The organism is Pseudomonas sp. RC2C2 (assembly GCF_018390435.1).
GTDB classification, from domain to species: domain Bacteria; phylum Pseudomonadota; class Gammaproteobacteria; order Pseudomonadales; family Pseudomonadaceae; genus Aquipseudomonas; species Aquipseudomonas donghuensis.
In genome coordinates this window covers 437,357-461,207 of the sequence record NZ_JAHBAX010000001.1, presented here as the reverse complement: position 1 = coordinate 461,207, position 23,851 = coordinate 437,357, and the positions used below count along the sequence as shown (strand labels likewise).

At 63.2% G+C, this 23,851-nt stretch carries 19 protein-coding genes, 1 tRNA gene and 1 pseudogene; 9 read left to right on the top strand and 12 right to left on the bottom strand.

All coding sequences use genetic code 11. The features are described 5' to 3' along the window. Positions 1 to 41: 41 nt before the first annotated feature. The 3 genes from KHO53_RS02085 to acnA form a co-directional block, all read right to left on the bottom strand. Positions 42 to 1,607 (bottom strand): methyl-accepting chemotaxis protein, encoded by a 1,566-nt coding sequence (locus KHO53_RS02085; RefSeq protein ID WP_010223346.1) that lies wholly within the window; start codon positions 1,605 to 1,607, stop codon positions 42 to 44. A 190-nt stretch (positions 1,608 to 1,797) separates the two neighbouring features. After that, entirely contained in the window at positions 1,798 to 2,574 is a 777-nt protein-coding gene (locus KHO53_RS02080) for a CPBP family intramembrane glutamic endopeptidase (protein WP_213569926.1), read from the bottom strand. 152 nt (positions 2,575 to 2,726) lie between these two features. Then, positions 2,727 to 5,468 (bottom strand): aconitate hydratase AcnA, encoded by a 2,742-nt coding sequence (acnA, locus tag KHO53_RS02075; RefSeq protein ID WP_036996422.1) that lies wholly within the window; start codon positions 5,466 to 5,468, stop codon positions 2,727 to 2,729. A 253-nt stretch (positions 5,469 to 5,721) separates the two neighbouring features. Between acnA and rlmM the strand changes: the two genes are divergently transcribed. Together rlmM and tusA are read left to right on the top strand one after the other, a co-directional pair. Beyond that, positions 5,722 to 6,786 carry a 23S rRNA (cytidine(2498)-2'-O)-methyltransferase RlmM gene (gene rlmM / locus KHO53_RS02070; protein ID WP_036996421.1) on the top strand — a complete coding sequence of 355 codons (1,065 nt, stop codon included), beginning with the start codon at positions 5,722 to 5,724 and terminating at the stop codon, positions 6,784 to 6,786. 122 nt (positions 6,787 to 6,908) lie between these two features. After that, positions 6,909 to 7,151 (top strand): sulfurtransferase TusA, encoded by a 243-nt coding sequence (gene tusA, locus KHO53_RS02065; protein WP_010223351.1) that lies wholly within the window; start codon positions 6,909 to 6,911, stop codon positions 7,149 to 7,151. Here tusA and KHO53_RS02060 read toward each other — a convergent pair. Continuing rightward, positions 7,148 to 8,545 (bottom strand): MATE family efflux transporter, encoded by a 1,398-nt coding sequence (locus tag KHO53_RS02060; protein ID WP_010223352.1) that lies wholly within the window; start codon positions 8,543 to 8,545, stop codon positions 7,148 to 7,150. The genes tusA and KHO53_RS02060 overlap by 4 nt on opposite strands. A 143-nt stretch (positions 8,546 to 8,688) precedes the next feature. On the opposite strand from KHO53_RS02060, the gene pdxB reads away from it, so the two are divergent. Beyond that, positions 8,689 to 9,831, top strand: coding sequence for a 4-phosphoerythronate dehydrogenase PdxB (gene pdxB / locus KHO53_RS02055; protein ID WP_010223353.1), 1,143 nt, complete (start codon positions 8,689 to 8,691; stop codon positions 9,829 to 9,831). 53 nt (positions 9,832 to 9,884) lie between these two features. Here the strand turns inward: pdxB and KHO53_RS02050 are convergent, their stop codons facing one another. After that, entirely contained in the window at positions 9,885 to 10,058 is a 174-nt protein-coding gene (locus tag KHO53_RS02050; RefSeq protein WP_010223354.1) for a PA1571 family protein, read from the bottom strand. Positions 10,059 to 10,334: 276 nt separating this feature from the next. On the opposite strand from KHO53_RS02050, the gene KHO53_RS02045 reads away from it, so the two are divergent. From KHO53_RS02045 to mqo, 4 genes and pseudogenes are all read left to right on the top strand, one after another. Next, positions 10,335 to 12,107, top strand: coding sequence for an ABC transporter transmembrane domain-containing protein (locus tag KHO53_RS02045; RefSeq protein WP_010223355.1), 1,773 nt, complete (start codon positions 10,335 to 10,337; stop codon positions 12,105 to 12,107). Positions 12,108 to 12,316: 209 nt separating this feature from the next. Beyond that, positions 12,317 to 13,000, top strand: a pseudogene (locus KHO53_RS25900) (methyl-accepting chemotaxis protein); the annotation flags it as partial. Positions 13,001 to 13,165: 165 nt separating this feature from the next. Beyond that, complete coding sequence (locus KHO53_RS25895; RefSeq protein ID WP_412034236.1) at positions 13,166 to 13,933, top strand: methyl-accepting chemotaxis protein; 768 nt, start codon at positions 13,166 to 13,168, stop codon at positions 13,931 to 13,933. A gap of 373 nt (positions 13,934 to 14,306) precedes the next feature. Further along, a complete protein-coding gene (mqo, locus tag KHO53_RS02035; protein WP_010223357.1) occupies positions 14,307 to 15,905 on the top strand; it encodes a malate dehydrogenase (quinone) in 1,599 nt (532 codons plus the stop codon). An 83-nt stretch (positions 15,906 to 15,988) separates the two neighbouring features. Here the strand turns inward: mqo and KHO53_RS02030 are convergent, their stop codons facing one another. From KHO53_RS02030 to KHO53_RS02020, 3 genes are all read right to left on the bottom strand, one after another. Continuing rightward, positions 15,989 to 16,363, bottom strand: a complete 375-nt coding sequence (locus KHO53_RS02030) for a hypothetical protein (protein ID WP_010223358.1) — start codon at positions 16,361 to 16,363, stop codon at positions 15,989 to 15,991. A gap of 131 nt (positions 16,364 to 16,494) precedes the next feature. Next, positions 16,495 to 16,571, bottom strand: a tRNA-Pro gene (locus tag KHO53_RS02025). Positions 16,572 to 16,635: 64 nt separating this feature from the next. Next, complete coding sequence (locus KHO53_RS02020; RefSeq protein ID WP_010223359.1) at positions 16,636 to 16,857, bottom strand: YgdI/YgdR family lipoprotein; 222 nt, start codon at positions 16,855 to 16,857, stop codon at positions 16,636 to 16,638. Positions 16,858 to 17,054: 197 nt separating this feature from the next. Here KHO53_RS02020 and moaB point away from each other — a divergent pair, with 197 nt between their 5' ends. Next, a complete protein-coding gene (moaB, locus tag KHO53_RS02015) occupies positions 17,055 to 17,594 on the top strand; it encodes a molybdenum cofactor biosynthesis protein B (RefSeq protein WP_036996416.1) in 540 nt (179 codons plus the stop codon). 7 nt (positions 17,595 to 17,601) lie between these two features. After that, complete coding sequence (locus KHO53_RS02010; RefSeq protein ID WP_213569924.1) at positions 17,602 to 18,804, top strand: molybdopterin molybdotransferase MoeA; 1,203 nt, start codon at positions 17,602 to 17,604, stop codon at positions 18,802 to 18,804. Here KHO53_RS02010 and KHO53_RS02005 read toward each other — a convergent pair. The 4 genes from KHO53_RS02005 to KHO53_RS01990 all read right to left on the bottom strand — a co-directional run bounded on the left by KHO53_RS02005 (position 18,793) and on the right by KHO53_RS01990 (position 23,462). After that, a complete protein-coding gene (locus tag KHO53_RS02005) occupies positions 18,793 to 20,040 on the bottom strand; it encodes a glycosyltransferase family 4 protein (RefSeq protein ID WP_100782014.1) in 1,248 nt (415 codons plus the stop codon). The genes KHO53_RS02010 and KHO53_RS02005 overlap by 12 nt on opposite strands. A gap of 64 nt (positions 20,041 to 20,104) precedes the next feature. After that, positions 20,105 to 21,559, bottom strand: coding sequence for a mannose-1-phosphate guanylyltransferase/mannose-6-phosphate isomerase (locus KHO53_RS02000; RefSeq protein WP_010223363.1), 1,455 nt, complete (start codon positions 21,557 to 21,559; stop codon positions 20,105 to 20,107). A 356-nt stretch (positions 21,560 to 21,915) separates the two neighbouring features. Next, the gene (locus tag KHO53_RS01995) at positions 21,916 to 22,575 is read right to left on the bottom strand and encodes a response regulator (protein ID WP_010223364.1); all 660 of its coding nucleotides are present in this window, start codon (positions 22,573 to 22,575) and stop codon (positions 21,916 to 21,918) included. Then, positions 22,572 to 23,462, bottom strand: coding sequence for a sensor histidine kinase (locus KHO53_RS01990; protein WP_010223365.1), 891 nt, complete (start codon positions 23,460 to 23,462; stop codon positions 22,572 to 22,574). The genes KHO53_RS01995 and KHO53_RS01990 overlap by 4 nt, the downstream gene beginning before the upstream one ends. Positions 23,463 to 23,851: the final 389 nt, after the last annotated feature.

Sequence of the window (23,851 nt, the reverse complement as noted above, 5' to 3'; positions counted from 1 at the left end):
GCGCGAAGCCGCGCACCGCCAAAGGCGATGCGCGGAAGGGCTTAGCGGTTGAAACGCTCCACCAGCGAGTACTGGGTGGTCGCGGTACGGGTCAGCTCTTCGCTGAGCAGTGCCGAATGCTGGGCCTGTTCCGAGGTCTGGTCGGCCAGTTGGGCGATGGTGCTGATGTTGCGGCTGATTTCGTCGGCAACCGCAGTCTGCTCTTCGGTGGCGGCAGCAATCTGCGTGGCCATGTCGGTAATGTTGGCCACCGCTTCACTGATACCCACCAATGCCTGGTCGGCTTCCATCACCCGTGCAACGCCTTCTTCAGCCTGGCGATGACCGCTTTCCATGGTCTGCACGGCGCTGTTGGCGGTCTGTTGCAGCTTGGCGATCAGGCCGTGGATCTGCCCGGTGGACTCGGCGGTGCGTTGTGCCAGTTGACGCACCTCGTCAGCGACCACGGCAAAACCGCGCCCCATCTCGCCGGCACGGGCCGCTTCGATGGCGGCGTTCAGGGCCAGCAGGTTGGTCTGGTCGGCAATGCCCTTGATCACATCGACCACGCCACCGATCTCGTCGCTGTCGCGGGCCAGCTGCGTGACGGTCAGGCCGGTTTCGCCAACGGCAGCCGACAGGCGCTGGATGGCTTCGCGGGTTTCCCCGGCGATGTCGCGGCCACGGCCGGTCAGGCGATTGGCTTCCTGGGTGGCATCGGCCGTGCGCTGGACGTGGTTGGCCACTTCCTGGGTAGTGGCGGCCATCTGGTTGACGGCGGCGGCGACCTGCTCGGTCTCGACCCGCTGGCGTTCCAGGCCCGAGGAGCTGTTGTGGGCCAGGGTGTCGGACTGGCGCGCTTGCTCGTTAAGGTGTTCGGCGGTGTCCTGCAGGCGGGTCAGGCAGGTTTTCATCCGTGCGTCCTGGCTGAGCATGGCCATTTCCAGGCGCGCCTGCACGCCGCGGCTGTCGGTGTACATCTGCGCGATCAGCGGGTCGGAGGTGGTCTGTTCGGCCAGGCGCAGCAGGCGCTTGAGGCCGCGTTGCTGCCAGCTCAGGCCGAGCAGGCCGAGCGGTACCGAGAGGCCGGCGGCCAGGGCGAAGCCCCAGGAGTGGCCCAGCCAGTTGCCGATCAAAAAGCCGACCTGGCTGACCAGAATGAACGGCAGCCAGTCCTGTACCACCGGCAGCCACTTGTCGCGACGCGGAATCGCCGGTTTGCCCTGGTTGATGCGCTGGTACAAGGCCTCGGCGCGGCGTACCTGCTCGGCGGTGGGCTTGACCCGCACCGACTCGAAACCTACCACCTGATTGTTCTCGAACACCGGCGTGACATAGGCGTTGACCCAGTAATGGTCACCCGACTTGCAGCGGTTCTTGACGATGCCCATCCAGGGCAGGCCTTGCTTGAGCGTGGTCCACATATGCGCAAACACTGCGGGTGGCACATCCGGGTGGCGCACCAGGTTGTGCGGCGCGCGCATCAGCTCCTCGCGGGAGAAACCGCTGATCTCGACGAAAGCGTCGTTGCAGTAAGTGATCACGCCCTTGGCATCAGTGGTCGAAATCAACCGTTGCTGAGCTGGGAAAGTCCGTTCGCGCTGGGTAATCGGCTGGTTGTTACGCATTAGCTGTTCAATCCGCAAGGCTTTCGAAAGGTATCGGCACGCCGGGGGTTTTGTTGAATGAATATTTGCAGGGTTTGATTTTGATCAAGGAGTCCTGATCTGACCTGCGCTAAGACATTCGTGCAAAGTTCAACAAATTAGCTGCATTCTTTCATGGTTTTGACACAAAAGTCAGCTAATGACCGCCTGTTCACGACGGCATCAGCATCGGGTAGCTGAAACCGGCAAAATGCGCCAGGTTCAGGCCGAAATGGCACAGAACCGCAGCGAAAAGGCCGCCATAACGGTAAGCCAGGCCATAGCCGATACCCGCCAGGCCAGCCAGCAACACCCATTGCCAGCCGCCACCCAGGTGGGCCAGGCCGAACAGTGTGGCGGCCAATAGCAGGGCCAGGTTCTGGTTCTTTAGCAGCCGTTGCAGACCGCCCTGGATATAGCCCCGGAACAGCAGCTCTTCAGTCAGGCACACCAGCAGCAGGTTGTTCATTGCCCAGACCCAGCCTTGCTCTGGCCACTTTGGCGCCCAGGCGACCATCCCCAACAGCCAGGCACCGCCCAGGCACACCGCGACAACCACGGGTAAGGTCAGGGCGAAGCTGGCCAATGGGCGCTTGTTCTTCAGTGCCAGCACCCAAGGGCAGGCCAGGAGCAGCCAGAAGCCAATCAGCGGCTTGTCGAGGTTCAGGTACATGGAAAAGGGCAGGGCGTCGCTGCTAAAGCGCACCTTGTCGATGACCTTGGCGCCGCTGAAGCCCGGCAGCATATGCAGGGCCAGGGCGATGGCCAGCATCACGAACAGGGCATGGCCGACCAGTTTCTGCCAGAGGCTGGCACGACGCACCAGCAGGCCGGCGCACAGCAGGGCAATCAGGGTGGGCAGGGCCAGCAGGCCGAGGTTGCCCTTGAACAGGGCGAAGATATAACCGAGGCCGAGCAGCGCCAGGCCGATCCATTGCGGAGCAAGCATGAGACATCCTTTGAAAAGCAAAACGTGAATCCTTCGACTGCGTTACTGCGGTCGAGGACACGCCTTTCGGCCATCCTTTGGCCATTACTGCTTATCCTACGTGTTCTGCGGCACAGGGCAAAGGCCCGGTCACCAAGGACCGGGCCCTGACTTCAGGCTGCGATCAATTGCCGCAGCACATAGTGAAGGATGCCGCCGGCCTTGAAGTACTCCACTTCGTTGAGGGTGTCGATCCGGCACAGCACTTCGATCTGTTCCTGGCGACCATCCTCGCGGCTGATCTTCAGGTTCAGGGTCATGTGCGGTTGCACCTGGGCATGGCTCAGGCCGAGTATGTCGATACGCTCGCGGCCATCCAGCGCCAGGCTCTTGCGGTTCTGCCCGGGCTTGAACTGCAGTGGCAGCACGCCCATGCCCACCAGGTTGGAGCGATGGATGCGTTCGAAGCTCTCGGCCAGCACCGCCTTGACCCCCAGCAGGTTGGTGCCCTTGGCGGCCCAGTCGCGGCTGGAGCCGGTGCCGTACTCCTGCCCGGCAATCACCACCAGAGGCGTGCCATCGGCTTGGTAGCGCATGGCCGCGTCATAGATCGCCAGCTTCTCGCCAGTGGGCACGTACAGGGTGTTGCCACCTTCTTCTCCGCCGAGCATTTCGTTGCGGATGCGGATATTGGCGAAGGTGCCGCGCATCATCACTTCATGGTTGCCACGCCGTGAGCCGTAGGAGTTGAAGTCACGGGGCTCTACGCCCTTGTCGCGCAGGTAGTGTCCGGCCGGGCTGTCGGCCTTGATGTTGCCGGCCGGGGAGATGTGGTCGGTGGTCACCGAGTCGCCGAGCAGGGCCAGCACCCGGGCGCCGTGGATATCCTCGATCACCGGCAGCGGCCCGGTAATGGCATCGAAAAACGGTGGATGCTGGATGTAGGTGGAATCGTCCTGCCATACATAGGTGGCCGCCTGCGGCACCTCAATGGCTTGCCACTGGGCGTCGCCGGCGAACACCTCGGCATACTCCTTGTGGAACATCGCGGTATCGACGCTGGCCACGGCATCGGCGATTTCCCGCTGGCTTGGCCAGATGTCGCGCAGGTACACCGGTTGGCCATCCTTGCCGATGCCCAGTGGGTCACGGCTGATATCGATGCGCACGGTGCCGGCCAGGGCGTAGGCAACCACCAGCGGCGGCGAGGCCAGCCAGTTGGTTTTCACCAGCGGGTGCACACGGCCCTCGAAGTTGCGGTTGCCCGAGAGCACCGAGGCGACGGTGAGGTCGGCGCTGGTGATGGCTCTCTCGATGGCTTCGTCCAGCGGGCCGGAGTTGCCGATGCAGGTGGTGCAGCCATAGCCGACCAGGTCGAAGCCCAGGGCATCGAGGTACTGGGTCAGGCCGGCGGCCTTGTAGTAGTCGGTCACCACTTTGGAGCCGGGGGCCAGCGAGCTCTTGACCCAGGGTTTGCGCTGCAGGCCTTTCTCGATCGCTTTTTTCGCCACCAGGCCTGCGGCCATCATCACGCTGGGGTTGGAGGTGTTGGTGCAGGAGGTGATCGCAGCGATCACTACCGCGCCGTTTCTGAGCAGGTGTTGCTGGCCTTGATGCTCATAGCTGACTTCGCCGGCCTGGTCGGCATTGCCCACCGCCACGCCGCCACCGCCCTCGCTTTCCAGGCGGCCTTCTTCCTTGCTCGACGGCTTGAGTTGCAGGCCGATGAAGTCATCGAAGGCCTGACTGACATTGCTCAGGGCCACGCGGTCTTGCGGGCGCTTGGGCCCGGCCAGGCTCGCTTCGACTTCATTCATGTCCAGGGCCAGGGCGTCGGTGAATACCGGCTCCTGGCCGGGCAGGCGCCACAGGCCCTGGGCCTTGCAGTAGGCCTCGACCAGTTTCACCGTGGCTTCAGGGCGGCCCGACAGGCGCAGGTAGTCGAGGGTAATCTGGTCGACCGGGAAGAAGCCGCAGGTAGCGCCGTACTCCGGCGCCATGTTGGCGATGGTGGCGCGGTCCGCCAGGGGCAGGTCGGCCAGGCCATCGCCGTAGAACTCGACGAATTTGCCGACCACGCCTTTCTTGCGCAGCATCTGCGTGACGGTCAGCACCAGGTCGGTGGCGGTGATGCCTTCACGCAGCTTGCCGGTCAGCTTGAAGCCGATCACTTCCGGGATCAGCATCGACACTGGCTGGCCGAGCATCGCCGCCTCGGCCTCGATACCGCCCACGCCCCAGCCCAGCACGCCCAGGCCGTTGATCATGGTGGTGTGCGAATCGGTGCCGACCAGGGTGTCGGGGAAGGCGTAGGTGCGCCCGTCCTCTTCACGGGTCCAGACGGTGCGGCCCAGGTACTCAAGGTTGACCTGGTGGCAGATGCCGGTGCCCGGCGGCACCACGCTGAAGTTGTCGAAGGCGTTCTGGCCCCAGCGCAGGAAGGCATAGCGTTCACCGTTGCGCTGCATTTCGATGTCGACGTTCTGGGCAAAAGCCTGCGGGCTGGCGTAGCGGTCGACCATCACCGAGTGGTCGATGACCAGGTCGACCGGCGACAACGGGTTGATCCGCTGTGGGTCGCCGCCGGCCTTGGCCATGGCCGCGCGCATGGCCGCCAAGTCGACCACCGCCGGAACGCCAGTGAAGTCCTGCATCAGCACCCGTGCCGGGCGGTACTGGATTTCGCGGTCGGAGCGCCGCTCCTTGAGCCAGTTGGCCAGCGCCGAAAGGTCGCCGCTGGTGACGGTCTTGCCGTCTTCCCAGCGCAGCAGGTTTTCCAGCAGCACTTTCAGCGACATCGGCAGGCGCTGCAGATCGCCGAGGGTGCGAGCGGCGTCGGGCAGGCTGTAATAGTGGTAGAGACGATCATCGACCGTCAGGGTCTTGAGGGTTTTCAGGCTATCGAGCGAGGGCATTACCAACTCCTTCTGCGCCGGTGAACGGCAATCTTCCCTGCTGTCGCCGGTTCACCGCCTCTGTGACGGTCCGCACGGCACGGACCTGGCTGAACGGTCAGGTTAGCCCTGTTTGGCGGACCTGACCATGTACTGGACCGGCAGGAAGTGTCGCAGGTTCCGAACTTCCTTTATCATTCGCCGATTTACCGGCGCTGCGTATTGCGCCCGGTCAGGGTTGGCGTGATTGGGCGCCATCCGTCCTGGAGTGAAGATGAATACCCTGTTTATGCATTGCCGGCCCGGTTTCGAAAGTGAAGTCTGTGCCGAAATCGCCGAGCACGCCGCGCGCCTGAACGTCGCCGGCTACGCCAAGGCCAAGCCGCAGAGCGCCTGCGCCGAGTTCATCTGCAACGACGCCGAAGGTGCCGAGCAAATGATGCGCGAGCTGCGTTTTGCCCAGCTGATCTTCCCCCGGCAATGGGCCCGCGGCGCGTTCATCGAGCTGCCGGAAACCGATCGCATCAGCGTACTGCTCGACGCCCTGGCTGATTATCCGCAGTGCGGCAGCCTGTGGCTGGAGGTGATGGACACCAACGACGGCAAAGAGCTTTCGACCTTTTGCCGCAAGTTCGAAGTGCCGCTGCGCAAAGCCCTGAGCAAGGCGGGGCGCCTGGTTGAGGATGCACACAAGCCACGTTTGCTACTGACCTTCGTCAGCGGCCGGCGGGTGTTTGTCGGCCTGGCGGCGGCGGACAACTCGGCGATGTGGCCGATGGGCATTCCGCGCCTGAAATTCCCCCGCGAAGCACCGAGCCGTTCGACCCTGAAGCTGGAAGAGGCCTGGCACCACTTCATCCCGCGCGACCAGTGGGATGCACGGCTGTCCGATGACATGACCGGGGTCGACCTCGGCGCGGCGCCGGGTGGCTGGACCTATCAACTGGTCAAGCGCGGCATGCTGGTGACCGCCATCGACAACGGTCCCATGGCCGAAAGCCTGATGGACACCGGCCTGGTCCAGCACCTGATGGCCGACGGCTTTACCTACAAGCCCAAGCAAACCGTGGACTGGATGGTCTGCGATATCGTCGAGAAGCCGGCGCGCAGTGCTGCCTTGCTGGAAACCTGGCTGGGTGAAGGCCTGTGCCGGGAGGCGGTGGTCAACCTCAAGTTGCCGATGAAGCAGCGCTATGCCGAAGTGCGGCGCTTGCTCGAACGCATCGAGGAAGGCTTCAAGGCGCGCAAGGTCAAGGTGTCGATTGGCTGCAAGCAGCTGTATCACGACCGCGAAGAAGTGACCTGCCACTTGCGCCGCCTGGATCTGAAACCGCGGTGAGGCCATCGCTGGCAAGGGTGGCTGCAAAACCTGTGGGAGCCGGCGTTGCCGGCGATCAGCCCAGCGAAGATGACCCTGCCGTGTGCATGAGCGATAATAGCTGATTGTTTCCGGAGTTCTACATGACTGACCTGACCCCAGATGCCATCCTCGACGCCACCGGCCTCAACTGCCCGGAGCCGGTGATGATGCTGCACCAGCACATCCGCGACCTGGCCGCCGGTGGCCTGCTCAAGGTGATCGCCACCGATCCCTCGACCCGTCGCGATATCCCCAAGTTCTGTGTGTTCCTGGACCACGAACTGGTCCAGCAGCAGGAAGACGCGGGCACCTACCTGTACTGGATCCGCAAGAAGCTCGACTAACGCTTTTCAGCCCGGCGAATGTGCTTGGCGCTGCTGCGCGCCAATCGAATCGCCAGCATCAGCGCCGCGCAGGTGAGCCCGGCAATCAGGCCTTCCCACAGGCCGTTGGGGCCGCTGGCCGGGCCGAACAGGTCGGTCAGGCCCAATACATAACCCACCGGCAAGCCAATGCCCCAGTAGGCGAACAGGGTCAGGATCATGGTCACCCGGGTGTCCTGGTAGCCGCGCAGGGCACCGGCGGCGATCACCTGGATGGCATCGGAGAACTGATACAGCGCGGCATACACGATGAGCATCGCGGCAATCTGGATCACTGCCGTATCCGGGGTGTAGATCGAGGCGATCGGCTCGCGCATCAGCAGGATCAAGCTGGCCGAGAAGCAGGCGAACACCAGCGCCGCGCCCAGGCCGACCAGGGCGGCGAAGCGCGCCTGGCGTGGCAACCCGGCGCCAACCGCCTGGCCAACCCGCACGGTCACCGCCATCCCCAGTGAATACGGAATCATGAACAGCAGCGAGCTGATGTTCAGGGCAATCTGGTGCCCGGCGACCACGGTCGGGCCGAGGCTGCCGATCAGCAAGGCAATCACCGCGAAGATGCTCGACTCGGCGAATACTGCGATACCGATCGGCAGACCGACGCCGATCAGGCGCTTGATCACCGGCCACTGCGGCTTGTCGCAGCGCACCAGCACCCGGCTTTGGGCATAGGCCGGGGCCCAGCGGGTCCAGGCGGCCATGCTCAGGGCCATGAACCACATGACAATGCCACTGGCCCAGCCGCAACCGACGCCGCCCAGGGCCGGCAGGCCCAGATGGCCGTAGATCAGCACATAGTTCAGTGGAATGTTCAGCAGCAGGCCGGACAGGCCGATGACCATGCTTGGCCGGGTCCGGCCCAGGGCATCGCTATAGCAGCGCAGCACGTAATAAAGGGCGACGCCGGGGAAGCCGAAGGCAATGCCTTGCAAATAGCCCATGCTCGGCGCCACCAGTTGCGGGTCGACTTTCATCACCTGCAGGATTGGTTCGGCGCTGAGCAACAGGCCGCTGGCAATCAGGCCAACGCTCAGCGCCAGCCACAACGCCTGACGCACCAGCGGGCCGATCTCGGCATGCTGGCCGGCACCATAGCGCTGGGCAACCTTGGGCGTGGTCGCCAGCAGGGTGCCGGTCATCAGCAGGTACACCGGGATCCAGATCGAGTTGCCCAGGGCCACGGCTGCCAGGTCGCGCGGGCTGACCCGGCCAGCCATCACCGCATCGACAAAGCCCATGGCGGTGGTCGCCAGCTGGGCAATGATGATTGGCGTGGCCAGCATCAGCAGGCCGCGCAGCTCGGTGCGGACCCGCGCCGGACGCGACAGGGCAGGGGTTGGGGTATCGGCAGTCATCGGTGTCACAAGGCAGGCGTCCACATAAAAGATGGGCAAAGCCGGCTAGTCTACGCCTTGACGCGGCAGTCAGGAAACCTTGCCTGCCTGTGGATCAGTCCACCCGTATCGGCCTACACTGCGCACCCCGATAGGAGAGCGCCATGCTGATTGTTGCTGACGAGAATATCCCGCTGCTCGATGCCTTCTTTGCCGGCTTCGGCGAGATCCGCCGTTATCCCGGGCGCGCTATCGATGCCGCCTGCGTGAAGGACGCCGACGTGCTGCTGGTGCGTTCGGTGACCCAGGTCGACCGGGCCTTGCTCGAAGGCAGCCAGGTGAAGTTTGTCGGCACCTGCACCATCGGCACCGATCACCTGGCCCTGGACTACTTCGCCGAGGCCGGTATTCACTGGTCCAGCGCGCCGGGTTGCAACGCCCGTGGGGTGGTCGATTATGTGCTCGGCAGCCTGCTGACCCTGGCCGAACTCGACGGCGCCAGCTTGTCTGCGCGTACCTATGGGGTGGTGGGGGCCGGTGAAGTCGGTGGGCGCCTGGTCGAGGTGCTGCGTGGCCTGGGCTGGCAGGTGCTGGTGTGTGATCCGCCGCGTCAGGCGCGCGAAGGCGGCGACTACGTGAGCCTGGAGCAGGTGCTTGAACAGTGCGATGTGATCAGCCTGCATACCCCGCTGACCCGCGGCGGCGAGCTGCCGACCTGGCACCTGCTTGGCCAGGAGCAACTGGCCTGCCTGCGCCCCGGCGCCTGGTTGATCAATGCCAGCCGTGGCCCGGTGGTCGACAACCAGGCCCTGCGCCAGCTACTGCGCGAGCGCGATGATATCCAGGCGGTGCTTGATGTCTGGGAAGGTGAGCCCCAGGTCGACCTGGCCCTGGCCGACCTCTGCGTGATTGCCACCCCGCATATTGCCGGCTACAGCCTGGACGGCAAGCAACGCGGCACGGCGCAGATCTATCAGGCGTTCTGCGCTTGGCGCGGCGAACCTGAGCGGGTGCAACTGGCCGACCTGCTACCGCAGCCGTGGCTGGCCGAAATCGCCTTGCAGGCCGAGACCGATCCGGCCTGGGCCCTGGCCACCCTGTGCCGCGCAGTGTACGACCCGCGCCGCGACGATGCTGACTTTCGCCGTAGTTTGAGCCGCGACCCGGCTCAGCAGAAGGCCGCCTTCGACCGCCTGCGCAAACACTACCCGCCGCGTCGCGAGATCGAAGGTCTGGCCGTGCGCTTGCACGGCCAGGCGCCGCAGTTGGCGCAGATGGCCCGCGCCCTGGGCGCAGTGCTGGTCTGAATCGCGGGCAATAAAAACCCGGCGCGTGCGCCGGGTTGAAGAATTCGGGTGGGTCAGTCTTTCTTGGCGAGTTCTACCCGGCTTTTTTCCAGCTCCTCGCAGGCATGCTGGATCATCTCTTCGGTGATGATAATTTCTTTACCATCCTTGTCGATGATCGTGCCGCCTACCGATGCCTGCGGGTTAGGCACGGGTTTTTCCTGGGTATTGCCTTGTTGCAAGCTCATTTCCTGTCTCCTCATCAGGTTGCAAGCTCAGACTAGAATCGCCTCGTGACCGGCCTGTGACAGCTCTTTCGTTTATCACTGTGCGACCTGTCCACTCCACCAGAAAGGTGAGTAAACCTCCAGTGGTACTTTAGACCGAAACGGTCTAGCCCGCTGCGCCCTGGGTCTTATATGCCCAGGTTCTGGTTCCGACGCCTGCCATTACCGGGAGTTCCTTGGCGCTGGACGAGCGGTCCGGTGTAGGCTGGCGCAAACAGCAGACAAGCGGCGTACTCCATGCTCAACCGGTTTTCTCCCCGCCAGCGCCAGGCCATGCGCCTGGGGTGGCGCTTCATCCGTCCTTACCGCAAGCAGGTGCTGCTGGCCTTGCTGGCGCTGATAGTCACCGCGGCGATTACCCTGTCCATGGGCCAGGGCATCCGCCTGTTGGTCGACCAGGGCTTCATGACCCGCTCGCCGCACCTGCTCAATCAGTCCATCGGCCTGTTCCTGCTATTGGTGCTGGCCCTGGCGATCGGCACCTTCAGCCGCTTTTACCTGGTGTCCTGGATTGGCGAGCGTTGCGTGGCCGATATCCGCCAGCAGGTGTTCGACCACCTGATCGACCTGCACCCGGGCTTTTTCGAAAACAACCGCAGCTCGGAAATCCAGTCGCGGCTGACCGCCGATACCACCTTGCTGCAGTCGGTGATCGGCTCGTCGCTGTCGTTGTTCCTGCGCAATGCCTTGATGGTGCTGGGCGGGATCGTCCTGCTGTTTGTCACCAACCCCAAGCTCACCAGTATCGTGGTGCTGGCCTTGCCGCTGGTGCTGGCGCCGATCCTGATCTTCGGCCGGCGGGTGCGCAGCCTGTCGCGGCAAAGCCAGGACCGGGTGGCCGATGTTGGCAGTTACGTGGCCGAAACCCTCGGCCAGATCAAGACCGTGCAGGCCTACAACCATCAGGCCAGTGACCAGCAGCGATTCGCCACGACGGTCGAGGCGGCCTTCGCTGTGGCACGCCAGCGCATCCTCCAGCGCGCCTGGCTGATCACCTTGGTGATCGTGTTGGTGCTTGGCGCGGTCGGGGTGATGCTCTGGGTCGGTGGCATGGATGTGATCGCCGGGCGCATTTCCGGGGGTGAACTGGCCGCTTTCGTGTTCTACAGCCTGATCGTCGGCAGTGCTTTTGGTACCTTGAGCGAAGTGATCGGTGAGCTGCAGCGTGCCGCAGGGGCGGCCGAGCGGATTGCCGAGCTGCTGGCGGCGCGCAGCGAGATTGTTGCGCCGGCGCAAGGCCTGCAGCGTACGGCTGCGCGGGCCAGCGGGCGGGTCGAGTTGCAGGCCGTGGGTTTTGCCTATCCGTCACGGCCGACGCCGCCCGCCATCGATGGCTTGAGCCTGACGGTCGAGCCCGGCGAAACCCTGGCCCTGGTCGGCCCGTCGGGGGCGGGCAAGTCGACGCTGTTCGACCTGCTGCTGCGTTTTTATGACCCGCAGCAAGGGTGCATCCGGCTCGATGGCCAGGATATCAGTCGCCTGGATCCCCAGGACCTGCGCCGCCACTTCGCCCTGGTGGCGCAAAACCCGGCGCTGTTTTTTGGGACGGTGGAAGACAACATCCGCTACGGGCGGGCCGATGCCACCGTCGAGCAGGTCCAGGCCGCGGCCCGCAGTGCCCATGCCCATGAATTCATCCTGCAGTTGCCCAAGGGTTATCAGACCCATCTGGGGGATGCTGGCCTCGGATTGTCGGGTGGTCAGCGCCAGCGCCTGGCGATTGCCCGGGCGTTGCTGATGGATGCACCGATCCTGTTGCTCGATGAAGCCACCAGCGCCCTCGATGCCCAGAGCGAGCACCTGATCCAGCAAGCGCTGCCGACCTTGATGAGCGGGCGCACCACCCTGGTGATCGCCCATCGCCTGGCCACGGTGCAGCATGCTGATCGCATTGCGGTGATCGACCAGGGCCGGTTGGTGGCGATCGGCAGTCATCGCCAGTTGATTGCCGAGAGCCCCTTGTATGCGCGGCTGGCGGCGTTGCAGTTCAACACCATGACGGATTTGTGACGGCCTCCTACAGACTGTCACAATTCTGTAGCAATGCCTTGAGACTATCTGCTCCAGCTGTTGCGTAATGCTTGAACCTGGCTGCTATCGATCGATGGCAGCTTTTTTTTGGCCTGCCGTCAGCGGCCAAAGAACAAGGACAGGGAGGTCTTTGCCGGGTCGACGCCACGTGCGTCGCGTCCTCATTCCTTGTTTCGGGACTTCTTCCGATGTTGCGTACATCCCTCAGAGTACAAATCCTCGCCTTGCTCGGCGGCAGCCTGCTGGCGATTCTGCTGATCGCCCTGGTGTGTTTTCAATTGTTGTCCTCCAGCGTGCGTGGCTATGGGCAATTGATCGACGGGCCGTTGCAGGCGTCGCAGTTGATCGATGAGGCCAACCTGCAGTTCAAGGTTCAGGTCCAGGAATGGAAGAACGTGCTGCTGCGCGGCAAGCAGCCCACCGAGCTGGACAAGTACTGGCAGCAGTTCTTGGCGCGCGAGCAGCAGGTGCAAGGCATCCTTGACCAGTTGATCGAGCACAGCGAGCAGCCGCTCAAGGCCCGCGCCGAGCAGCTCAAGGACAGTCACCGGCAGTTGGGCCAGGCATACGCACAAGGGCGTCAGGCGTTTCTGGCCGCGGGTGCTGATCCTGCGGTCGGCGACCAGGCGGTTAAAGGCGTCGACCGCGCCGCCAGCGAACAGATGAGCGCGCTGGTCACGCAACTGCGCACTGATGCCCAGGCGCGCGCCCAGGCCATCAGCCAGTCGGCTGAGCGCACCGTCTGGCTGGGGCTGCTGGTGATGTTCGGCTCGGCCGTGCTGGTCGGCCTGTTCAGCCTGTGGCTGGTCAACCGCAGCCTGATCGAGCCGATCCGCAGCTTGATCGACTATGTCGCGCAACTGAGCCAAGGGCGCTTCGAGGCCCGGGTCGCCAGTGAGCGTCGGGATGAGCTGGGGCGGCTGGCAGTGGCGGCCAATACCCTGCGCGACTTTCTTGCCGACACCTTCAGCCGCCTGCAGCGCAACGCCGGTGAGCTGGAAAGCGCCAGCGGTGAATTGCGCGGCATTGCCGGCAACATGGCGCGCGGCACCGACGATCAGTTCCAGCGTACCGACCAGGTCGCCACGGCGATGCATGAAATGTCCGCGACCGCCCAGGAAGTTGCCCGCCATGCCGCCGACGCCGCGCGTGCCGCCGATGAAGCCGATCACAGCGCCCAGGCCGGCGAGCAGGTGATGCAGCAGACCATCGACACCATTGCCGTGGTCAACCAGGAAATCGCCGGCACCGCCGAGGTGATTCGTCATCTGGAAGCCGATAGCGGGCGCATTGGCAAGGTCCTGGAAGTGATTCGCGGTATTGCCGAGCAGACCAACCTGTTGGCGCTCAATGCTGCCATTGAGGCGGCGCGGGCCGGGGAGGCCGGGCGCGGCTTTGCCGTGGTCGCCGATGAAGTGCGCAGCCTGGCCCAGCGTACAGCGGCCTCCATTGCTGAAATCAACCAGATCATCAGTGCCGTGCAGTCCGGCGCCGTGGACGCGGTCAAGGCCATCGAAAGCGGCCAGCGGCGCAGCGAGGAGGGGGCCGAACAGGTGCAGCAGGCCGGGCAGATGCTGCAGCGCATCACCGTGGCGGTGGAGGCCATTCGCGATATGAACCGGCAGATTGCCACGGCCGCCGAAGAGCAAACCAGCGTTGCCGAGGATATCTCCCGCAACCTGGTGGAAATCACCCGCATCGCCACCACCAACCAGCAGGCCGTGCAGCAGACAGAGCAGGCCGGCCAGCATTTGCACGGGCTGTCCGGGCAGCTTGGCGAAGTCACTGCACGCCTGAGTGCTTGAGCAGCGAAGGGGGAAATCCGCCACATCCAGCGTCCGTAGCCTGGCAATGTGGCGGATTGTCGCCAGCTAAACCGTTAAAGTTGGGGTGCGACGACTCGTCCTAGCTATTAGCCGTTGGTCTTGTGAAAGTTGGCCCGTTTCCTGCTTTAAGGCGACCCACCCTGACAGCGGCGGCCTTGCCCCGTGTCTGGCGTGACGACCGTTCCCGATCCATCGAACAACCCCAGCCGCCATCCATTGCCTGTGCATCCGGCCGACTGCCTGAGCACCAGCTACGCTGAGCCTTGGACTGCGCGAGCAACAACAAGAATCCGGGCGTGCACTACGGGACCTGCGGTCATTGCCAATTACTTCACTTCAATTGGATTGAACTATGAAAAAAATCCTGCTGACGCTCCTGTGCCTGAGTGTCATCGGTTGCTCCAAGCCCAGTGAGCCCGAGAAAACCGTAGACGTGCTGCTGATCGGCGGCGGCATCATGAGTGCAAGCCTGGGTACCTACCTCAATGAGCTGGAACCCGGTTGGTCGATCGACATCTATGAGCGCCTGGACAAGGTCGCCGAAGAAAGCTCCAACGCCTGGAACAACGCCGGTACCGGTCACTCTGCCTTTTGCGAGCTGAACTACACCAGCGAAGGCGCCGACGGCAAGATCGATATCAGCAAGGCCGTTGGGGTCAACGAGCAGTTCGAGATCTCCAAGCAGTTCTGGGCCTACCAGATCGAGCAGAACGTGCTGAGCAACCCGAAGTCGTTCATCAACAACGTGCCGCACATGAGCTTCGTCTGGGGCGACAAGAACGTCGAGTTCCTCAAGAAGCGTCATGAAGCCCTGCAGCACAGCTCGCTGTTCCGTGGCATGGAGTACTCCGAAGACCACGAGCAGATCAAGAAGTGGGTACCGATCGTGATGGAAGGCCGTGCCGCCGACCAGAAGATCGCCGCCACCCGCATGCCGATCGGTACCGACGTCAACTTCGGCGAGATCACCCGCCAGCTGTTCGCCTCGCTGACCAAGCACGACAACGTCAAGTTGCACGTCCAGCACGAAGTGCGCGACATCGTGCGCAATGCCGACAACACCTGGACTGTGGTCGTCGCTGACCTGGCCAACAAGGGTGCCGAGAGCAGCATCAAGGCCAAGTTCGTCTTCATCGGTGCCGGTGGTGGCGCCCTGAAGCTGCTGCAGAAGTCGGGCATCCCTGAAGCAGACGGCTATGCCGGCTTCCCGGTCGGTGGCCAGTTCCTGATGACCGACAACCAGGACATCGTTGCCCGTCACAAGGCCAAGCTGTACGGCAAGGCGTCGGTCGGTGCACCGCCGATGTCGGTTCCGCACCTGGACACCCGCGTGATCGACGGCAAGGAAGTGCTGCTGTTCGGCCCGTTTGCCACCTTCTCGACCAAGTTCCTGAAGAACGGCTCGCTGCTGGACATGTTCGCGGCGCTGACTACCCACAACATCATGCCGATGACCCACGCCGGTATCGACAATATCGACCTGAGCACCTACCTGATGGGTCAGTTGATGCTGAGCTTCGATGACCGCATGACGGCCCTGCGCGAGTACTTCCCGAACGCCAAGAACGAAGACTGGAAGCTGCTGCAGGCCGGTCAACGCGTCCAGGTGATCAAGAAGGACCCTGAGCACGGCGGCATCCTGCAGTTCGGTACCGAAGTCGTTGCTGCCCAGGACGGCACCATTGCCGCACTGCTGGGCGCCTCGCCAGGTGCCTCGACCGCTGCGCCGATCATGCTGACCGTGCTGGAAAAGACCTTCAAGGATCGCATCAAGACCCCTGAGTGGCAGGCCAAGCTGAAGGAAATCGTTCCGACCTATGGCCAGAAGCTCAACAACAACCTTGAGCTGACCAACAAGACCCGTGAATGGAGCAGCTCGCGTCTGGGCCTGCTGTATGTTCCGGTGCTGCCGGAAGCGGCCGCTGCGGTACAGGCTGAGCCTGCGCTGTAAGCATTTGCTACGGTAGAAACAAACAACCCCCTGTTCAGGGGGTTGTTTGTTTCATGCCTTCAAAAAGCATCGCCGGTTCTGGATCAGTGCCGCTTCTTGCGGTGACTGTCCGCCAGGTTATTACCCAGCGCACCACCGGCTGCACCACCCAAGCCTGCGCCAATCGCCGAGCCGGTGCTGCCACCCAGTTTGCCGCCTACCAGCGAGCCACCGGCCGAACCCAGGCCGCCACCAATGGCTGCCTTGGTCTTGTTGCCTTTCTTCGCGGCCATGGCGCTGCCCGCTGCACCACCGACACCGGCACCAATGGCCGCGCCGGTGCTGCCACCCAGCTTTTGCCCGACCACGTTACCCAATACACCACCCAGGCCACCGCCTACAGCGGTCTGGCCATCGCCGGCCATGGCGCCTTGTGCACACAGCAGGCCCAGGGTCAGGGCGGCAAGAGTCTTACGCATGTGAATCAACCTCAATGTTCGAAAGGCGCGCATTCTGCTGGTAGCGCCGTCGCCGTGCAATGCTGGCCAGTGCTGCTCGTCTGCCGGGCACGAAAAAGCCCGCACGAGGGCGGGCTTTTTGTTGAGTAATCTGGTCGGAGAGACAGGATTCGAACCTGCGGCCTTCTCGTCCCGAACGAGACGCGCTACCTGGCTGCGCTACACTCCGATGGAGAAAATATTACTCAAAATTTTCTCCTCGGCAAGCCCCCGAAGGCGGCTTGTCGATCAGCTCACAGGTCCTTGACGGTACGGACCTGGTCCTTGTTGATGCGGGTGCGCTTGCCGTCCAGCTGTTCGAATTCGTAGAAGCCCGAGTCTTCATCGTATTGCGGAGTATCGACCGCCTGGATTTCGCGACCGTCGTTCAGGGTAATGACGGTTGGCGAAGCGCAGCCGGCCAGGGTGCCAAGACCCAGGGCGAGCAGGAAAGCGGGAAGAGTCCGTTGAATCATTGTGTTTCTCCAGTAAAGGATGGTGCGTAATGGTTCTTGAGACGCATGGCGCCTGCGCAAGTTCCGTGCAGATTGCAGCATAGCGGCAATCCAGCATTATTGACTGGGCACAATGCCTGGCCCGGTGGCGGGCGCGAGGCGGGCAGGGCTGTGATATAACACCGCTCATTCGTCCCTATCAATGGATTCAAGGTCCCATGAAAGCCAAGGCAGATGTACCTTTCGTGCCGCTGAACATTGCCGTACTGACCGTCAGCGATACCCGCACCCTGGAAACCGACACCTCCGGCCAGGTGTTCGTCGACCGCCTGACCGAGGCCGGCCACGCCCTCGCTGCGCGGGTGCTGCTCAAGGACGATCTGTACAAGATCCGCGCTCAGGTCGCGACCTGGATCGCCGATGAGCAGGTGCAGGTGGTGCTGATCACTGGCGGTACCGGCTTCACCGGGCGTGACAGCACGCCGGAAGCCGTGGCTTGCCTGCTGGACAAGCAGGTCGATGGTTTCGGCGAGCTGTTTCGCCATATCTCCCTGGCCGATATCGGCACCTCCACCGTGCAGTCCCGCGCCTTGGCCGGCCTGGCCAATGGCACCCTGGTGTGCTGCCTGCCGGGCTCGACCAATGCCGTGCGCACTGGTTGGGACGGTATCCTTGCCGAGCAACTCGACGCCCGTCATCGCCCGTGCAACTTCGTCACCCACCTCAAGCAGGCTGCGCCCTGCGAAAGCCGTGGTTGAGACGCCCATGCACACGCCATTGATGCCCGTCGAAGACGCCCTGGCCAAATTGCTCGCGCTGGCCGAAGCCGCGCCAATCAACGACACCGAGCAGGTCGCGCTGGCCGCCGCCGAAGGCCGCGTGCTGGCCCACGAGCTGGTATCGAGCCTCGACCTGCCGCCCTGGCCCAACAGCGCCATGGACGGCTACGCCCTGCGCCTGGCCGACTGGACTGGCGCGCCGTTGCCGGTCAGCCAGCGGATATTCGCCGGGCATACTCCCGAGCCGTTGCAGCCGGGCACCTGTGCACGAATCTTTACCGGGGCGCCGCTGCCTGTGGGGGCCGATTGCGTCGAAATGCAGGAAAACGCCGAGCTGCTGGACGATCAGCGTGTGCGTTTCACCGAGCCGCTGCGCGTCGGCCAGAACATTCGCCCGCAAGGCCAGGAGACCCGGGTTGGCGAGGCGGTATTGGCCGCCGGTACGCGCCTTGGGCCCATCGAGTTGGGCCTGGCCGCGTCACTGGGCTGTGCCGAACTGACGGTGGTGCGGCGGGTGAAGGTCGCGGTGCTGTCGACCGGGGATGAGTTGGTCGAGCCCGGCTTGCCCCTCGGTCCCGGACAGATCTACAACAGCAACCGGCGGTTGCTTGGCAGCTGGCTGCAACGCCTGGGCTGCGAAGTGATCGATGCAGGCATTCTTGCTGACGACCTGGAGAAAACCCGTGAATGCCTGGCCGGGTTGCAGGGCGTCGATCTGATTCTGTCTACCGGTGGCGTTTCGGTGGGCGAGGCGGATTACCTGGGCATCGCACTGCGTGAAGAAGGCGAGCTGTCGTTGTGGAAGTTGGCGATCAAGCCGGGCAAGCCGCTGACCTTTGGTCATTACAAAGGCGTGCCGGTCATCGGCTTGCCTGGCAATCCGGCCTCGACCCTGGTGACCTTCGGCTTGTTGACCCGGCCTTACCTGCTGCGCCGCCAGGGCGTCAGCGAGGTCACGCCACTGCAGTTCCCGGTACCGGCCGGATTCGACTGGCCCAAGGCCGGAAGCCGCCGCGAGTACCTGCGCGGGCGTCTGGAGCAGGGCAGTGCGTTGATCTACAAAAACCAGAGTTCGGGTGTATTGCGCAGTGCTGCCTGGGCCGAGGGGCTGGTCGAAGTCCGTGAGGGCCAGACCCCGGGCAAAGGCGATATCGTCCAGTTCATTCCCTTGAGCGAACTACTTGGCTGATCGGCTGAGCAGCGTGCCGTCCACCAGGGTGGCACTGCTTGGCGCACGCAGGCTGGGACGTGCATGCACGCTTTCCAGCTGGGCGGCGGCAACGCTCCAGTCATGCCGGCAGCAGACAAACTCCCGGGCCGCTTGCGACAACTGGCGCAGGCGCCAGGGCTGGTTCAGCAGTTGGGTAATCATCAGGGCCAGCTGGTCGCCATCGTCACTGGCCAGATAGTGCTCGCCATGGGTCACTTGCAGGCCGGACACACCTTTGCCCGTCGTCACCACCGGCAGCCCGGCGGCCATGGCTTCCAGTACCTTGATCTTCGAGCCGCCGCCGTAGCGTAGCGGGGCGAAGAAGATTGCCGAGTTGCGTTGCAGTTCGCGCAGGTCAGGCAGGTAACCGATCCATTCGATCCGCGGGTCAGTCCAGCGCAGTTTCCAGCTGGGCGGCAAGGCGTGGCCGACCACCGCCAGGCGCACCGCCGGGTTGCTCAGCCAGACTTGCGGCAGAATGTCCTCCAGCGCCCATTCGATGGCCTCAAGGTTGGCGCCATACTCGAAGTTGCCGACAAACAGCAGGCGCTGGCTGTGCAGCGAGGGCTGGATGTCCTGGTAGTGCGCGCAGTCCACGCCGTTGATCACCACCGACACCGCAGAACCGGTCACCTGGCTGATGTGCTCGGCGTCAGTGGGGCTGACCGCCACCACTTCATGGGCCTGGCTGAGCACACGGTTCTCCCAGCGCCGATAACGCCAGCGATCGAAGGCATTGAAGGGGCGCAGCCACAGTGGCAAGCGGTCGTGACAGGCGGCGCCGTTGACGGATTCGATGTTGTGTTCACTGAGCACGAACGGCAGCCGCCGACTCTGCAGGGCTTTTTCGAATGGCTGAAAGCTATAGCTGTGTTCGATCTGGATCACATCCCAGGGCTCGTCCAGCAATTGCTCGAAGCAGTGGCGCAGGTGCGGCGCCAGGCCATTGATACTGGCGCGCATCGGGTAGCTGGGGTAAATCGCCGCCAGCAGGTTCAGCGGGCTGTGCAAGGGGCGCCTGGGGAGCACGATCAGGCGTTCGAGCAAAGGCTCCAACGCCTGTCGGGCCGCGTCGCTGGGGGGGATCTTCGACTGCACCAGCAAGGTGATGCGATGACCGCGCTGCGCCAGGTTGCGCAGCAGGTGGTATTGCCGGGTTTTACCGCCGCTGGTGGTCGGCCAGGGCAGGTAGGGTAGTGTCCAGAGTATGCGCATGACCCCTTTCCTCAGTGTTCAGGCGGGTAACGGCATGCAGATAAAAATGGACGCGCCAAGGGGATCAGCTTGCGGCTGGCTCCGGGGCGCGTCCATAGATATCAGTAAAGCGCACGATGTCGTCCTCGCCCAGGTATTCGCCACTTTGTACTTCAATCATCACCAGATCGATCACCCCGGGGTTGGTCAGGCGGTGCACCCGTCCGGGCTTGATGAAGGTCGATTCGTTGGTGTCGAGCAGAAACTCCTCTTCGCCGTTGGTCACGCAGGCCATGCCGCTGACCACGATCCAGTGCTCGCTGCGGTGGTGATGCATCTGCAGCGACAGCGAGGCATCGGGGCGGACCATGATGCGCTTGATCTTGAACCGTGGGCCTTCCTCGAGCACGGTGTAGGTGCCCCAGGGGCGGTTGACCGTACGGTGCAGGCGGAAGGCATCGTGGCCCTGGCGCTTGAGCTGCTGGGCGATCACCTTGACCTCCTGGCTGCGGGCTGCGTCAGCGATCAGCAGGGCGTCGGGGGTATCGATGATGATCAGGTTATCCAGGCCCACCGCACCGACCAGGCGCCGTGGTGAGTCGATGTAGCAGTTACGCACATCGTGCAGCACGGTTTCGCCGGTGCAGCGGTTGCCCTGGTGATCGCCGGTCGTGAGCTCGCGCACCGCCTCCCAGCTGCCGATATCGCTCCAGCCCAGTTGGCTGGGCAGTACCGCGACCTGTTGTGAGACCTCCATCACCGCATAGTCGATGGAAATATCCGGCACCTGGGCAAAGCTGTCCGGGTCCAGTTCCACCTGGCACTCGCGCGCGCCTTCCTTGCAGGGGCTCTGGGCCAGGCAACGATTGACCGCTGCCAGCAGTTGCGGGGTGTGCAGTTCCAGTTCATGCAGGATGGCATCGACGCGCATGCAGAACATCCCGGCATTCCACAGGTGCTGGCCGCCCTCGAGGTACTGCTGTGCGGTATCGGCATCGGGTTTTTCCACGAAGCGTGCGACCTTGAAGCCATGGGCGTCGAGTGGCTGGCCCTTTTCGATGTAGCCAAATCCGGTTTCGGCGCGGGTCGGCAGCAGGCCGAATGTGGTCAGCCAGCCGTGGCTGGCCAGCGCACGGGCCTGGCTGACAGCCTGGTCGAAGGCGCTGAGGTCGTTGATCAGGTGGTCGGCCGGCAGCACCAGCAATTGTGCGTCCTCACCATACAGCCGGGCGCAGTGCAGGGCGGCTGCGGCGATGGCGGCAGCGGTGTTGCGGCCAAAGGGTTCAAGGATATAGTCCAGGGCCAGGTTAGCCTTGTTCAACTGGCGGAACTCGTCTTGGGTGCGGAAGAACACCTCGCGGTTGGTCACTGTCAGTACCCGCTCGACATCGGCCAGCCGACTGGCGCGGGCGAAGGTCTTCTGCAGCAGGCTCTGGCCATCGGGCAGGCGCATGAACGGCTTGGGCATGGTTTCGCGCGATACCGGCCACAGGCGGGTGCCGGCGCCGCCAGCGATGATGCAAGGGATCAGAACACTCATCTCACAGCCTCGAGTCAGGGGCACTGCCTGGGCAGTGCGGCAAAAGTAAACAGGGCAACCTGGCAGGCTTTTGCGCAATGAGTCAAGGAAATGACTTTTACCACTGGCGCCATCCATAAAGGCCAAATATTTGTCGAATGATGCGCCTGGGCGGCGAAGCTTTCAATGATATTTGTATGAATGGTGTGCAAATGACTGCTGAAACGTTAAGTGCGATGCAGTAAAAGCGCGCCAGAAAAGGCGTCGATACTCGATGCTCAATGGGGTCTGGGCATTGGTCATGGCCGCCAGGCTGGAGGCGGGCACGTGCTGTGCCCCGGCCTTGCGTGTGCGCCTGGCGCCAGGTGTACTGCTGCTCAGTCGTCCAGGCTGATGATCTGCTCGCGCACGGCAAACAGCACCAGGCCGGCAACATCGTAGATTTGCAGGCGTTTCATGATCTGCGAGCGGTGGGTTTCCACGGTCTTGATGCTCAGGCCCAGGCCCTGGGCGATTTCTCGCGTCGATTTGCCGCGCACGATCAGGCGCAGGATCTCCAGTTGGCGGGCGGTGAGGTTGTGCTTTTCGGCTGCTTCCGGCTTGCCTGATTGGGCGCGCAGCAGCGCCTGGTTGATCACGGTGTGGGCGATCGCCGGGCTCAGGTAGCGCTCGTTGCCACGCAGCGCGGCCAGCGCCTGCTCAAGTTCGGTAGCGGTGGTGTCTTTAAGCAGGTAGCCGTGGGCACCGCTTTCCAGGGCCTGCATGATCAGCTCCGGATCGGTGTGCATGGAGAGAATCAACACCTTGCTGCGACAGCCGAGGGCGCGCAAGCGGCTCAAGGCGTCCAGGCCGCTGGTGCAGCGCATGGAGATATCCAGCAAGACGATGTCCGGGTCCAGTTGCATGACCAGTTCGGGCACCTGGCCGCCGTCGTTGGCTTCGCCGATCACGGCATAGCCGGGTATATCTGACACCAGTGCGCGAACACCTGCGCGGATCAATGAGTGGTCATCCACCAACAACAATGTACAGGTCATGGGGCGTTACTTGTCTTGGCGCGTTCGAGGGTACGGGGAGGCCAGGGGAACAGGGCGTCGATCTGGGTGCCCAGGCCGGGCTGGCTGGTGACTGACAGTGTGCCATTGAGCAAGCCGGCACGCTCGAGCATTCCGGCCATGCCGCGTTGGCCTTCGTCGGCCGGATTGCTGGCGGGCAGAAAGCCCAGGCCGTCATCGCTGATCGACAGTGCCAGGCCTTCGGGCTGGCGCTGGATACGAACCACCAGGTTGTTGGCCCTGGCATGGCGCAGTATGTTGGTCACCGCCTCCTGGGTGATGCGAAAGGCGGCAATTGCCATGTCTTCCGGGATGCCGCCCAGGCGCTGACGGCACTCCAGGCTCCAGTGCACATTGGTGTTCTCCAGGGTGCGCAGCAGGTGGGCGCGCAGGCTGGCTTCCAGCCCCAGGCTAGCCAACTGCCGGGGGTTGAGGATGGCCGAGACATCGCGAACATTGGCCAGGGTGTCATCCAGGGTGCTGCGCAAAGTACTGCAGTGCTCCTGCAGCTCAGCCGGGGCACGACGTTGCAGCCAGTCGGCCTGAAGCTTGGCGGCGGTCAGCAGTTGGCCGATATCGTCGTGCAGTTCGCGGCTCAGGCGCTGGCGTTCGCTTTCCTGCACCTTGAGCAACCGGTCGGCAAGTTCCGCCGGGCGCAGGGCAATCGAACGCGCCCACTGACGCAGTTGCCAGGCAATGCTCAGCAGGGCGATCAGTTGCAGGGCCAGGGCTGCGCCCGGCAACGGTTGCTCAAGCAGGTACAGGGCCAGGTTAACGGCAATCGAGGCCAGGCACAGCAGGGCGGTCGCCCAGCGCAACAGAGAGGCGCCGGGGCGCCAGCGCTTGAGTGTCTTGAGGCTTGAGAGCATAGGAAATGAAGCCACTGAAATATCGCTGTTGAAAGCCTTGCAAAGGTCAAACTAGAGGCTTTTGTCGAATTGCCTTCAATAACGTTTAAATGTCGGCGCTGGGGTGCGGCGATGAAAGTCGGCGTGCTCTGTCTTGGGGGCGCCAGGTGAGGTGCATGACTTCATCAGCGCGCATGGTATCACTTCAAATACAATTGGTCGCGAACTCTGATAACTGACTGAATAGCCAGATTTTACGGGCTGGCACGGCGGTTCCGATTGCCTTCGAATCTAGCACTATGCCATCAGTTTGTGGGGATGGAATTTTGCCCGATATCAATTAAACGGAATATTTTTTGCGAATAATTAGAGGTGCCGGAAAATACACTAAGTTTGACCTTAGTGTGCAC